Annotated in this window: 7 protein-coding genes and 1 pseudogene; 2 read left to right on the top strand and 6 right to left on the bottom strand. The window is 60.5% G+C overall.

Features of this window, described 5'->3' with window-relative positions; translation table 11 throughout:
- Nucleotides 1-211 precede the first annotated feature (211 nt).
- Entirely contained in the window at nt 212-514 is a 303-nt protein-coding gene (locus LB533_RS16335; RefSeq protein ID WP_140641746.1) for a DUF982 domain-containing protein, read from the bottom strand.
- A gap of 354 nt (nt 515-868) precedes the next feature.
- On the opposite strand from LB533_RS16335, the gene LB533_RS16330 reads away from it, so the two are divergent.
- Complete coding sequence (locus LB533_RS16330) at nt 869-1,036, top strand: Arm DNA-binding domain-containing protein (protein ID WP_140641748.1); 168 nt, start codon at nt 869-871, stop codon at nt 1,034-1,036.
- 276 nt (nt 1,037-1,312) lie between these two features.
- Here the strand turns inward: LB533_RS16330 and LB533_RS16325 are convergent.
- The 3 genes and pseudogenes from LB533_RS16325 to LB533_RS16315 all read right to left on the bottom strand — a co-directional run.
- A pseudogene (locus LB533_RS16325) lies at nt 1,313-1,666 on the bottom strand (3-oxoadipyl-CoA thiolase); the annotation flags it as partial.
- Nucleotides 1,667-1,884: 218 nt separating this feature from the next.
- Entirely contained in the window at nt 1,885-7,167 is a 5,283-nt protein-coding gene (locus LB533_RS16320; protein ID WP_210239911.1) for an autotransporter domain-containing protein, read from the bottom strand.
- 1,475 nt (nt 7,168-8,642) lie between these two features.
- Complete coding sequence (locus tag LB533_RS16315) at nt 8,643-8,945, bottom strand: DUF982 domain-containing protein (protein WP_140640609.1); 303 nt, start codon at nt 8,943-8,945, stop codon at nt 8,643-8,645.
- Between the two features lie 393 nt (nt 8,946-9,338).
- On the opposite strand from LB533_RS16315, the gene LB533_RS16310 reads away from it, so the two are divergent.
- Nucleotides 9,339-10,670: a DUF6538 domain-containing protein gene (locus tag LB533_RS16310; RefSeq protein WP_224677737.1), complete on the top strand. Its 1,332-nt coding sequence runs from the start codon at nt 9,339-9,341 to the stop codon at nt 10,668-10,670.
- Here the strand turns inward: LB533_RS16310 and LB533_RS16305 are convergent.
- Nucleotides 10,662-11,723 (bottom strand): hypothetical protein, encoded by a 1,062-nt coding sequence (locus tag LB533_RS16305; RefSeq protein ID WP_224677736.1) that lies wholly within the window; start codon nt 11,721-11,723, stop codon nt 10,662-10,664. The two genes, LB533_RS16310 and LB533_RS16305, sit on opposite strands and share 9 nt — an antisense overlap.
- Nucleotides 11,720-13,645 (bottom strand): AAA family ATPase, encoded by a 1,926-nt coding sequence (locus LB533_RS16300; protein WP_224677735.1) that lies wholly within the window; start codon nt 13,643-13,645, stop codon nt 11,720-11,722. Before LB533_RS16300 ends, LB533_RS16305 begins: the two co-directional genes overlap by 4 nt.
- Nucleotides 13,646-13,735 lie beyond the last annotated feature (90 nt).

Genomic DNA, 13,735 nt, shown 5'->3' with positions numbered 1-13,735 from the left:
GACCGCCATAAAGGTTCGAGACGGTGCGGGTGGGAAAGAAATAGGAATTTTATAAAGGTTTTCGGGCGATGGCCCGCAAGCCATCGCCTTCGACAATTGCCGGCGCTGTCAACCGCCGAGGCCGCATAGTCCGGGAAGGAAAAGCCCGGCTGGGAGGCCAGGCCGGCCTTTTGGAGGTGGCGCGGATCAGGTCACCGCGACGTCACGATGATCAGGCGGCGTAGCCGCCGCGGCCGCGCGCAACGACGCGTGCCCCCAGGGCCGGATCGATCTCGGGCCAAAGGATACCGGCGGCTTCCGCAAATTCGACCAGCGCTCGACGCGCCTGCTCGATGGTGATGTAACCAGGAATGGCAAGGGCGCATGCCTTCACCGCATTGCGATAGAGCGGGCCGCGGCGGGAGGTCGTCCACTCGGTGAGGAAATCGTGCATTTCGGCGAGCGAAGCGATCTCGCGCCTGAAACCGAGGCCGACGGTCAGCGCGACCGGTGAGTGAAACAGCTTGTCGTGCATGAAGCGGGCTCCTGGTTTGTCGCAGTGCTTTGAAAATCCTGGCGGGATCGACTAATGAGACGCCGGGAAAGCATTAGGAAGCAGGAGGTTCCGGAACAACCAGGCTGAATGTTCCGCAATTGATCTATCCGAATTTTTTGAAAGCCGCCGTTGCGAGCTTTGTCCTGCAAAGCTCGAAAGAGCGAAGCAGGATGGCGGAGAGAGCGACAGCCATTATTGCGATCTCAAGTTGTCTCAACAAGTGCAAACCATATAGACATATCAACGTGTTAATCTGAAATGGCTGTCTCGCGCCGTTGCAATTCGCATCATCCAATGCCAATATTTTTGGCGGGTAAGATGATGGGTTTAGAAATGCCGAAGATCGTGAAGGAGCTTTCAGCACTAACCGTCAAGAACTTGAAACACCCCGGATCGATCAAACCGGTCAACGCTCTGTTTGCCGTTGGCGGTGTTGCCGGGCTCATGCTCCAAATCACGCCGGGCGGCGGGCGATCATGGCTATTGCGATGTCCCAAGTAGTCTCATAAACACGCGCAATTCGGGCGGAGGCGCAACCCAGAAAGTTCGAAAAGCTTCCAAGAAGCCCAGCCATGTCTAGCGGCGGGCATGCGGCAGCCGGTCTTCCTCCTCTCTTCTTCCTGCCTTTGGCTTACTCATCACCCTTGGCCTTCCGTTCAGCATTCCAGTCCTCCTCGCGCGGCGAAAGACGCTCGAAGCCGCAGCCAGCCCCGCCGGCGAGCGCGTCAAGGCGATCGGCGTAAACCTCGCCTTAGGGATTGTTGTCGATCGCCGCGATCAGAACCACACCTTGCCGAAATCGTCGGCGACGTTCTGGCTGGTCCGCGGCATGGTGTCGGTTCCGTGGAGTTTCTCCATGAGGGGGTTGACGAAGCGCCAGCCGATCGTCGTGTCGTGGATCTCGGCATTACGCGAAAATGCGGCCTCGGCTTTCGGCGCCACGAAGGGCGCGCGCGACATGCTTTCCACGCCGCCAGCGACCATCAGCTCGGCCTTCGCCCGCACTGATCGCGCGGGCGGCGGTGATGACGGCATCCATGCGGAGCCGCAAAGCCGGTTGATGGTAGTTCCTGGAACATCGACCGGCAGGCCCGCGAGCAGGGACGACATGCGCGCCACGTTGCGGTTGTCCTCGCCGGCCTGATTGGCGCAAGGCGTCTCACTGCGACCTCATCCCGGATTGGCGACACAACCGGCGAGGTTGCCTATTATAATCCGCGTCCTTCACTCACGAGCAGTTCGAAATCATTGCAGCCTGAGCCGTTCCACATATGGGCTTCCCTTGTGTGGCCCTGTTTCCGATTTGCGACAGAATGCTTTCGGAAATAGGCATGGTTGGCTGGCCTTCCCTAGAACTGAACCTTGAAGGTCGCATTGAATCCGTTCTGATTTGCGCCACCTGCGAACTGGCCTTGATAGGCGATGCCCAGCGTTGTGTTGGGGGAGAGATTGAGATCGAGTCCGGCCTCGACGAAGGCGGCGTCTTTGGCGATGGGGATGCCTGCGATCGAGAAGGCGTCGGAGCCGGCGAAGCCGAAGGACGACAGCGGCGCGGTGTCGCCATAGGCATGGAGCCAGCCCAGCATGCCGCGCGCGGTCGCCTCGACGGTGCCGAGCGTGAGGCTGGTCGAGGCACGAAGGCCGAGCGTGGTAAAGGTGACGTCGGTATCGGAGGAGGCGCTGGTCAGCGCCGCCGCCCCACCCTTCTCGGTGAAGCCGTCGGTGTGCAGGTTGACATAGGCGAGGTTGGCGAAGGGCTCGAGACCGATCGCGCCCGCCTTGATGTCGTAGGCTACTTCGCCGAACACCTGCGCGGTGCCGGCGCTATAATCACCCGACAGGCTGTCGGCGAAGCCCGGGAAGGCGACGGAACGGGCGGTCTCGATGTCGTGCCAAGTGTAAGCTGCACCGGCTCTTACCCCCAATGCTCCCCATTGCCCGCCGCCATAGAGGCCGAGATGCCAGTTGGTGCTGTCGCCGGAAGAGGCTCGGCCCCCGACGTCGAACGAGGTGTGGCTGTAGCCGCCCATGACGCCGGCGCGCCAGTTGTCGCCGAGGCCCGCATCGATGCCGGTGAGGAAGCCGCCGGTGGAGGCGCTAAGCGCCGCCGCATTGCCATCGCCGTCGAGATCGGTCCAAGCCCCGAAAGCCCTGCCCCAGGCGGCGGTGCCGGGCGTATCGGCGGCGGCCAGCCTGTTGCCGTCTTCTCCATAGGCAAGCACCGGCGTGATCTCGGAACCGACGGCTGCGAAGGCTGAGCGGATGCGGTCGGTGGCGGCATCGCGCACGAAGTGGCTGTCGTCGATCAGCACGCTCTTCACGCTCGCATGCACCTCGCCCGAAAGCTGGTCGAAGGCATTGCCGGCCTGGGACGCGCTGAGGCCGGCAATGGCGTCATAGATGGCATTGCCGGAGCCGACAGACTCTGCCCCCGTGCCGGTCGCGCATTCGTTCGCCGTCATGCCGGCCATGCAGAAGTCGACGTCGTTGCGTACCAGTCGCAGATTGACGCTGTCGGCATCGTAGCTGAGCGCCGGGTTGAGGAACGCGAAATCGGAGGTCACGTCGCCGAAGGTGCCCGTCAGCCCGCCATCGGCGGTGAGGATCGTATAAAGGGAGGACGGCTTGTAGGTTCCGCCGAGCCCGATATGGGCAACCGAGGCGCCATTGAGCGTGGCTTGGCCGGTGGCGTGAATCAGGTCGCTGTCGGTGCCGGCCGGATCGACTTCCACCTCATAGGTGGAGCCGGCGGCGAAGGTAATATCGCCGGCGACGTTTATCGTGCCGATCGAGTTGCCGGGCGCGATGGTGGCGCCGCTGCCGAGCGTCACAGAGCCCAACGTGCCATGGCCGCCGAGCAACGCGCCGGTCAGCACATCGACCGCGCCGCCAAGCACGGCATCCCCATGCGCCCTGTCCGAACCGACGATCAGCGATCCTTCCGCAACCGTGGTGGTGCCGGTGAAGCCCGAGCCGTCGCCGTCATAGGCAAGAATGGCCGATCCTTGCTTGATGAAGGCGCCAGCACCTGAAAACGCACCGGCGTAGGCGGCATTGCTCGTCTGGTCGAAGGTAAGGGTGCCCGCGGCGGCAATATCGACATCGCCGCTGAGAAGCTGTGCCTGCGTCGACAGACCACCGCCCATGATCGAGACCAGACCCGCAAAGGCCGAGCTGTCGCCGGTCAGCGTCAGCTCTGCATCGCCTTCCTTGACGAAGGCGCCCGTGCCGCTCAGCACGCCGGCGAAGGTCGCGTCCACAGCCTGATCGGTGGTCAGCGTCTTGTCGCCCAGCGAAAGCACGCCGCCCGTGCCGGAAAGGCCCTGCACGGTGGTGCCGCCGGCCGCCAGAGCCGCAATGTCGAATATGCCGCCGTCGACGACGAGCGACCGGCTTGCGAGCGAGCCGGTGCCGGCAAGGGCAAGCACGCCGCCTTCCACCGTCACGCTGCCGCCGGCGCCGTCATTGCTGTCGCCAGTCATGGTGAGGCTGCCATTGCCCTCTTTCACGAAGACGCCGCCGCCGCTGATCGTACCGGCATAGACGGCATCCGCGGCCTGGCTCACGACAAGCGTCTTGCCGCCCAGCGCGATGCTACCGCCGGCGCCAGAGAGCGTGTTGACGCCGGTCGCATCGGCGGCGATGCCGGCGATGTCGAAGCTGCCGCCATTGAGCGACAGGCTGGAACTCGCCGCGACCGAGCCGTCGCCATCCAGTGCCAGCGTGCCCGCCTCGACCACCGTCGCACCGGCATAGGAGCTCGCCGCGCCGAGCCGCAGCGCGCCCGCGCCGGCCTTGGTCAGGCCTCCGTCGCCTTCGATCCTCGCGCCGATCCGGAACTGGTTGCCGGCATCGACGATGTCGATCGTGCCGCCGGCGGCGCCCAGCGTCACCGCACGGGCCGTCGCGTCGAAGGTGGTGCCGGTCACCTGCAACGTACCGCCATTGAACGTGAGCGCGCCGTTGTAGTCCCCAAGATTGGCATCCGCCGAAGCAGAAAGCACGCCGGCGTCGATCTCGGTGTCGCCCGAATAGGTGTTGGTCCCGCCAAGCACCAGTGTGCCGGCGCCGGTTTTCCTCAGCCCGTCGGTGCCGGCGACCTCGTTGTCTATCGTCGCGATCCAGTTCTCCGAACCCGCGCCGCCGTCGCCGACCCTGATCTCCACCGGAGCCGGATGACCGGCATCCGCCACCAGCGTCAATGCATCGCCAACCAAATGATAGCCGTCCGAGGTGAATTGCATGCCTGATGCCACGACGTTCCCGTCGATGCCGTCCACCGAGACGAGGCCGGCCTCACCGCCGAAAATGGCGAAGCCCGGCTGCGGGCTCATCGCTCCCGTTATCGAGCCGTTTTCATCCGTCCATACCGGTGACGTGGTCGACCAGGTGCCGTCGCCGCCTCCGCGCTGGCTGCCCGATGCCAGGCCGTTGGCATTCCAGAAATTCAGCGTCGCTCCGCCGACATTGAGCAGGTTGATCTGCTTCTGTCCGAGCAGCGTCTGCAACTGAAACTGCGAGCCGCCTGGAATAGAGCCGAAAGTAATCCCGCCATTGGTCTCCGACAACGTGCCGCTATAATCGAAAATACGGTAGACGCCAGGTCCCATCGTCCCGGTATCCGTGACGTCCAGCTCGACGCCATTGAGCGAGAGATTGCCGTTGACGCTTACGCTGTCGCCCACTCCCGGCGCGCCGAACTCGAAGTCCAGCTTCGTCCCTTGTGCCATCACCAGGTCGCCATTGACGGTCAGCGTCCCGATCGAGGCGCCGGGCGCCAGCGTGCCACCGCTCAGCACTGTCGTCGTGCCGACCGAACCATGCCCGCCAAGCGTCGCGCCATCGGCAACGGTGATGTCGCCCGCCAGATTGGCGCCGCTTCCCGAGACACTGCCGACCACAAATTCGCCAGCCTCGACGCGCGTCTGACCCTGGAAGGCCGAGCCATCGCCGTCGAAGACTAGGCTGCCGCTTCCGCGCTGTACGAGAGTTCCCGAGCCGCTCAAGGCACCGGCAAAGCTCACCGCATCGCTGCGATTGAATGCCAACACACCATCATCGACGACGTCGGCCTGAAGGGTGCCGGCCGTTCCGCCGGCGCCGACGGTAAGCGTGGTGCCGGTGGACAGATTAGCAACCGTATCCGCCGTGACCGATCCAGTGATGGATGCACCCACTCCGACGTTCAGATCGAGCGTATCCACATGGACGGTGCCTGCGAAGGTCAGCGCCGTGCTGTTCGCGATGCTCAAAGCGCGCGCGGATATGTCCTCGACCGTATTGATCGCGTTGCCGGCCTGGCTCAGGGTCACGTCGTTGCTGCCTGCATCGGCGCTTATCATGTTAGCGACGATCACGCCCGCCGTCTGGCTGATGTTTCCGATGGCATGCAGCGCGAGGTCTTCAGTCGCGATGACATTGTCGTCGAAGATGAGGCCGCCTGTTGCGTCCAGATCGATGGATCGCGCGGACAGCTCGCCAGGAACAAAGGCGCCCTTGAGGATGATCGTACCACCCGTGGAGAGACCGGTCGTGGGCAAGGTGAGGACGCCGCCGCTGGTCAGCGTGATGTCACCGAGAGGGGCGGCCGACAGCGACGAGACATTCAGGTCGCCTGATGCGGTAACGTCGACATTGGCGCTCTGAATCTGCAAAGCGCCGCCAAAGGCGTTGCTCGCATTGGTGAGGGTAAGATCGCCATCGGTCTGGAAGATGCTGGCGCCGGTGATCGAGAACGCGCCGGACTGCGTGATACTGGTTGCCACATCGAGATAGAGCGACCCGGCGTTTACCCCGCCGATTGAGAGCGTGTTCGAGTGCACAACCACTGAACTCAACGCCTGCAATCCACCAAGCGCGCCGCCAAAGTTTACATTGCCCGTCACCGCATCCACCTCGAGCGCATGGCTGCCGTCGATGGATCGGTCGAAGGTGATGGAATTGCTCGTACTCGAGAATGTCGTGTCGGCGCCGATCTGGACGGGGCCGGCATAGTGCTGCAGGCCGCTGGTGCCGATGACGCCACCGGACGTAACCACGCCGCCCGAGTTGGCGAGATCGAGCGAGCCCATGAGGTTGACGCCGTGCAGCGTCAACGCACCGGTGCCGGAAGCCGAGACGTCCCCTGTGCCGGTGATGCTCGACCCCATGTCGAGCGACGCCGATGCCAGGTCGAGCAGAAGCTGCGCGCCACCGCCATCCAGCCTGGCTCCGTCGATGGTGACCGTGGTGTCCGGATCGATCGTCGCGGAAGCACCGGAGCCCACCTCGACGGCGCCAAGCACCGTCGATCCGGATTGTAGGTTGAGCGTGTTGTTCGTCCCGTTGAACAGCACCGAGGATGCGCGGCCGTTTGTGTCCGTGCCGCCCGAAAGCATGCCGTAGTTGGTGATGTTGGCCGCACCCTGCGTGATGATGCCGACGCCCGCCGCGCCGCCGCCAGTGCCGCTACCACCTCGGATCGTGCCATGGTTGTCTACGTTGAGGCCGATACCCATGGCCCGGATGCCCGCGCCAGAATCGCCGTCGTCTCCCTTAGCGAAGGTGCCATAGCCGCCCGCGCCGCCGGCGCCGCCTGCAACAAGGCCGGTGGCATCGATGACGACCGCGGCATCTTGGCCAAGCAGCAGCACGCCGTCACCGCCGCCGCCACCGCCACCGCCCCAAGTGGGGGGGTAGCGGCTATGTTTTCGCCGCCATTGCCGCCTGCGCCACCTGTGACGGAAGATCCACCGGTTATCGTTAGCTGATGGTTGCCGCTCGCCGTACCCACGATGAGCCCAGCGCCGCCGCCGCCCCCGCCGCCGCCGCCGGTGGCTTGTGTGGGCGCGCCACCGTTGCCGCCTCCGCCGCCTACATAAGAGATCCCACCGGACGTGAAGACGCCCCCTGGGATAAATTCAGCCGCCCTGCCGCCGCCGCCGCCGCTCGCTATGTGTTCGTCCAGGGAGCCATCCGTACCACGTCCTCCGGTCACGACACTGCCGGCCAGCGTGCCCAGGTTACCGCCCTGTCCGCCCGCAGGGCCGCTGGAACCATCTGAATCAGTGCCAGTGGCGCCAGCGCCGCCGTGGCCATCGGATGCCGGCAGCCCGTAAACAGGCGCGCGCCCTTGCGAGAGGTCCTGTGACGCCCCACCCTGCCCATTGCCTTCGCCGCCATTGGAAGCACGGTCAGGCCCCCCAGCTCCGCCCGCCGCACCGCAGGCGGTGCCTGCCACGGGAGAACAAACCACCTGCGCCATGGCAGGCGAAGCGATGCCGACGAATAATCCGGCAGCGACCAGAGCGCGCAAAAGCGGATTCGACTGCGAGGCCGACAAGCACCTGGCTTGCTCGCCGATCGAAGACGGCCGTTCCCAGGCGGCTCCTGTCGGGTAGCCGGGGTGACCGGTGAACGACGGTTTCCTGGCCGGCGAAATGCCGTTGCTGCTCATCGCGGTCGTTTGCCGCAACATGAACCCTCTACCCCTGCCAATTGGATAAAGAATATGAGACACCAGCAGTCCCCCTCCACCGTCGAGGCCGCCACCCCGAACTGGCGTTTCGCATTGGTTAGCAGTGGGCACCGTTCAGACCAACCGCCACGGGCACTCTATTACAGGTTGAGGAAGATAGAGTAAATGCGTGTGCACGATACGCTAGCGCAGAGCTAAAAACTCACACCACCGGCGTCCCCCTGCGGTCCAAAACGCTGGCGGAGGAGATTTTCGCACCGACGCGCAAGCGGATGCAGCACGGCTCCATCTGAAAGGTCGAATCGGCGGCCTTCTGGCTCTTTTCTTTGGAGTTTTTGTACGTCTGCCGGTGCCCGAGACTCTTCGCGCAAACGGGTCGCTCTCCTTTGAGAGTCTCAGAACAGACAAGCTGTTGCCGTTGCGGCTGTTGGCAGGGTCCGATGGAATTTCAGATCAGCCAATTCCAGTGTGATGTCCGGAATTATCTGTCGTCGTCCGGTCTTCGGGCGATGGCCCGCAAGCCATCGCCTTCGACGATTGCCGGCGCTATCACTGCCGAGGCCGCATAGTCCGCGAAGGAAAAGCCCGGCTGGGAGACCAGGCCGGGCCTTTGGAGGTGGCGCGGATCAGGTCACCGCGACGCCACGATGATCAGGCGGCGTAGCCGCCGCGGCCGCGCGCAACGACGCGTGCCCCCAGGGCCGGATCGACCTCGGGCCAAAGGATACCGGCGGCTTCCGCAAATTCGACCAGCGCTCGACGCGCCTGCTCGATGGTGATGTAACCGGGGATGGCGAGGGCGCATGCCTTCACCGCATTGCGATAGAGCGGGCCGCGGCGGGAGGTCGTCCACTCGGTGAGGAAATCGTGCATTTCGGCGAGCGAGGCAATTTCACGCTTGAAGCCGAGGCCGACGGTCAACGCGACCGGTGAGTGAAACAGCTTGTCGTGCATGAAGCGGGCTCCTGGTTGTCACAGTGCTTTGAAAATCCTGGCGGGATCGACTAATGAGACGCCGGGAAACGCGGTATGGGGCGGGAAGTTCCAGAGCGGAGAGACGCATTTTTAGGCATGCGCGGGTGGTGGCTTGCCGGGCGCATGGAACAACACAACAAAAACCGCCGCCGCTGATCGCGGTTCGACCCGGGCGCATTCCACTCCAAGGTATCGGCGTGAGACATCTGCCCTCGCCGAAGGCGGAACAAATTCAATCGATCAAGCCAATCGGCGAAAACTGGCGGAGAGAGCGGGACACTCTCCTCCATGGCTCGCAACGCCTTGCATCCCTTGACTTCTGGCGTTCTAGGACTCACCTGTGGGGCACCAGCGTGGGGCACCGGGTGCGAAATGGCAAACCAACGGCAATATCTCGAATGGCACGGGCAGCAGTGGCGGGTCCGCGTCAAGGTGCCGGCTCGGGTCCGGGATTTGATCGGGAGAGGCAAGCTCACGTATCCTCTTCACACTGCCGATCTCAAGGAAGCAGATGCCCGCAAGTGGCCCATCGTATCCCGCCTCAAGGGAGCCATCGCGGCAGCCGAGAAGGTCTTGGCGACGAATGACCCGGTGGAGGCGGAGGCTCTCCGGCATAGGCTCACTAAGGACGACGAGGGCACGGAATATGCGATCAGATTGCGGGCTCATGAACTTGAAGAGACCAAGGGCCTGGATACGGCCAAAGCCTTCTTCGCGCTCGCCAGCGGACAAGTCACCCCGCTTGACCACCATGCAGCTGAGTTCCTCAAACACCAAAGCTACCGGCTCAAGTCTGAGGGTGACTTTCGGAGAGTGTTAGGATGGCTGGGAGATTGGCTTCGGGATAGCCGGCTGCCAGTCGCTCTTGAAGCCGTTAGACGTGTGGATGCTGGCAAGTTCCTCTCTGAGTCGCTGCTCGTCGGAAGAAGCCGCCAGAAGGCCACCGCCTATCTGGGCTTCATTAGGCAATACTGGACATGGCTTCTCGACAAGGGGCATCTACCGGCCAGTGAGAACCCCTGGGCAGGCCAAAGGATTCCAGCAGTGCGCCGCCAATCACGCGAAGCGGAGACTGATAGGGGCAAGCGTCCGTTCGCTGATGCGGAGATGACCAAGCTACTCAATGGCAACGGCGGACCACTGCTTAATGACCTGATGCCTGTCGGAGCGCTAAGCGGAATGCGCATCGAGGAGATTTGCCAGCTCCGCGTTTCGGATTGCCGAGATGAGATGTTCAGCGTTTGGGCAGGGAAGACGGATAGCGCCCGCCGTACCGTCCCGATCCACAGTGGCCTTAAGGAGATCGTAGAGCGGCGCACGGCGGGCAAGAAGGACAGCGACTATTTGTTCGACGACTTGCCGCCGACCCCAAAGTCACGAGAGACGCGCTCCGATCCGGCCGCCAAGCAGTTCACACGGTATCGCCGCAAGGTGGGCGTGGATGAGCGTCCGAACGACAAGCCGAAGAGCAATGTGGACTTCCACTCGTTCCGCCGCTGGTTCATTCGAAAGGCGCGTGACGCCAGGCTTGCCGGAGCAGAGGGCTTTGACGAGTGGACTATCACGTGGGTGGTCGGACATACGGACAGCGACCGCGCGAAGAGCCTTGACCTAAGCCAGCACGGTTATGCGGGGCAGGACCCGGAGAAGGCGAAGAGGGCGCTTGTGGAGGCCGTGAAGTTGCCGATATCGAATTCAAAATAAAGCTTCAAATGTGTGCTTTGGATTCCCCTCGACAATAACCTCTTCATGCTTTGGGCCAACATTTGCGAATTCAATTCCCCCGTTCGTTCGCTCCCAAAACATGAGCCGCAGGCCTACCCCTCCTTTTGTTAGATGAACCCGTCGGGCCTCTGCGCTGTCCACCCGTCGGTTCTTCTGAAAGTCACGCTCAAATAGAAGGGTGTTGTCCGCAACGACTGTGGCACAACGATCGAGAGTGGTGTGGGCGTGCTTGTGATTGCCGAGAGCTTCGACCTTTGCGAGCGAGGAATAAAAACTTTCTCCGACGGAGAATTTTCGTCCAACACCCAACGGCAAGTCGTCTATCTCAACTCCAAGTTTTTCAGCTGCCCTCAAAGCAATAGGCAGGGCAAGCTCTGCACCTTGCTCAGCCATGACCCAAGCTGAGTCGGCCAATAGACCGTTCAGGAAGTCTTTTGGTGACGCTGCAACATTAATCTGCTCATCCACATTCGTTAAATCCTCTGGAGGCGCCCGATGCAAGAAAGTCGCCTCGATCTCTGAGCCGGCAAAATCGAGAACTGCTCCCTGAACTTCGTAACCCTGGACGATCGCCACGATTCCCTTTGCATCCGGAGCCAAATGGAGGAAGACACCGACCGCGCAAGCCAGTTTGTGAGCACTGGCAAGGAGCACTTCGGAGATATTTTCCAGAGCTTCCGTTGGGGAGCAATCGGCTGTGCATTGATCAACTCGAATGCCAATTGCATCGCTAAGACTTACGGAACGACTGAGAATTCTGAAGATCCTTTTATTCAAATCTCTTGCAGAAAATACGTGTGAAATGTCATACATCTCCAGCAATGCTTGTATGTTATGGAGCGCGGGAAAGCAATTTGCAAGTGTAAGGTCGTCAATAGCATTGTCGCTTACCACTATGTTTATACAATTTTGGGTCGCAGTCCTGCTAGCCCAATCTTCAAGACGTCCGAAAAGCGAGTTGAAACCTTCTATGGTGTCTATACTGTTCGGAACTGCGAATATTGAGAGATCCAAAAACGCTATCGGCTTCATTTGATTTCCGACTTGGCCGAGGAGTGAATTTCGCTCTTCCTCTTTTGTTGTGCCGCCCTTAATATCGCTTCCGTTTCGTTCTCAGACTGATCGAAAAAGTCTTCGGGCCAATCCAGGATAGCCCCATATTTGGATAGCTTTACCTGCGTACAAACAGTTTGATTATTGACCTTCTGGGTGAAATAGATTTTTACCCGTGAGTTAAGCTCTTCGCCGGGCGCCTGTGCAATTCTCAATCGGAACCGCTCTACGAGATACTCACTGTGAGTCTCAAGGAGGCACTGCTTTCCGAGAAGGCTAAGCGAAAAAAAGAAATCAGCCAGCCTGGCCTGAACCTTAGGATGAAGGTGTAGTTCGGGCTGCTCAAAGATCAACAAACATGGGGCTTCCGAGAGCAGCGACATCACCACTATAGGCAGCAGCTGACTTACTCCTACCCCGACGTTCGTCAGATCATGGTTGCGGCTGCCTTTGTCTACGCTCACCTGCAGTTGGTGGCCTATTTTGCCGAGGTCGGTCGTGTTAACGGCCTCAGCAACGCCCAGGTACGAAAGCCAGTCTTGGGCTGCCTGTAACAGAGGAACAGTAACCCTCTCTGCGCCGATTAGCATGCTGGCATCAGAACTTTGGAAACACTCAACTAGCGTCTCCCGGTGCAGATCGAGCACTGCGGCCGTATGTTCCCCTTTATAGCCCACGTCCTTTGGGTTAATTAATGCCTCCAAAGGATAGATGGGGCGCGGCTCGTCGCGTAGAGGTCCTAAATAGTGGATGCTGGATTGGAAAAAGTTCTGGATGTATTCGGATGAAACCACGAACTCATGTGCATATCCAAAATCAAAGCCAATTTCAGATAGGCCACTGCTCTGCTTGAGCAGCATTTGCTGAATCTCTTCCTGTTTTTCAATGAGTGATGTCCGCACGGCCTGACGCGAACGCGGGCTATGCCGATAAATTGCATCCAATCGCCTAGCAAATTCTTTGGCCGTTACCCTCGTACCTCGGATGCTAGACGCGATCTCTGCTATCGAAGCACCCCTTAGTGAAAGTGTTGGTAAACTGGCACCGGCCTCGTGTGTCGCTGTTATATGATCCAATATTAGGTCTACAACATTTGGAGGAAGGACGTAATCCCCAATCTCCGGCTCCGTATATCGAATATGCGAATTTGGTGTTACGATGTATTCAGCCACCTTATGTGAGAAGTATTTTCTCTGATTGTACGAAAACCCAAATCTGAATGGCAGAAAGTGTTTCAGATCGGCTCCAGCGATACTGCCTTCGGGCCGCCCTTCAATAATATTCTCTCTAGTTTCTGCATCAATGCGTTTGACCGAATAGCGCAAATGATCGGCGTACTGGCTTGCGATGTCGTCTATCTTCTGAACAGCTTGGGCCTTTTTATTAAGATTCACGAATGAATTCCTGACACCTCCTTCACGGTTTATTTCGACTCTGAACGACAGAGAAGTCAGCGTTGGTTGTAATTGCGAGAGTTCCGCAGAAGGGTTGGCGCGATTGTTCTTGCGACGTTTCCGATCGGCAAGGCCGAACGCCAGATGTATTGTTGCTCGTGTTGGGTTCTGGTCGCCGGGATAGAACATAAAAGGACTTTGGACTCCCCCGGGGGAAAACCGATACGACTGGAGATCGTCCAATACCCAACCAAGTTGTATGTCGGGAGCTGCGGTTGACGCATTCTTGATGTCGTCGAACCTGCCCAGTTTAAGCAGCGGCCCATTCAGGCCAATCGGTCTGGTCGCCGGCGCGTATTGTAGCGTCTGCTTAACGAGCAAGATGCTTTGTATGATCGAACTTTTGCCGCTACTATTGGCGCCGGCCAATATCGTGATGGGAGCAAGCGGAATCGTTGTAGTGCCACTGAAGGATTTAAAATTCCCTATGGTCCATTCTTTGAGCATAGCCCCTCCCGCAGGCATTCTTGCATTTAGCTCTGCCGAAGATCAACTAGGCATCCCCCTCGGCAGCCGACGAAATTTGTGGGTCTCGCA

This window comes from Mesorhizobium sp. BR1-1-13, from assembly GCF_020165515.1.
In the GTDB taxonomy this organism is placed as follows: Bacteria; Pseudomonadota; Alphaproteobacteria; order Rhizobiales; family Rhizobiaceae; genus Mesorhizobium.
The sequence above is the reverse complement of the archived record's forward strand: the minus strand, read 5'-3'. Positions and strand labels throughout refer to the sequence as shown.

Excerpts from the sequence above, each read along its gene's own strand:
- LB533_RS16335 (WP_140641746.1), bottom strand. The coding sequence starts at position 514 with ATGCACGACAAGCTGTTTCACTCACCGGTCGCGCTGACCGTCGGCCTC.
- LB533_RS16330 (WP_140641748.1), top strand. The coding sequence starts at position 869 with ATGCCGAAGATCGTGAAGGAGCTTTCAGCACTAACCGTCAAGAACTTG.
- LB533_RS16315 (WP_140640609.1), bottom strand. The coding sequence starts at position 8,945 with ATGCACGACAAGCTGTTTCACTCACCGGTCGCGTTGACCGTCGGCCTC.
- LB533_RS16310 (WP_224677737.1), top strand. The coding sequence starts at position 9,339 with ATGGCAAACCAACGGCAATATCTCGAATGGCACGGGCAGCAGTGGCGG.
- LB533_RS16305 (WP_224677736.1), bottom strand. The coding sequence starts at position 11,723 with ATGAAGCCGATAGCGTTTTTGGATCTCTCAATATTCGCAGTTCCGAAC.
- LB533_RS16300 (WP_224677735.1), bottom strand. The coding sequence starts at position 13,645 with ATGCTCAAAGAATGGACCATAGGGAATTTTAAATCCTTCAGTGGCACT.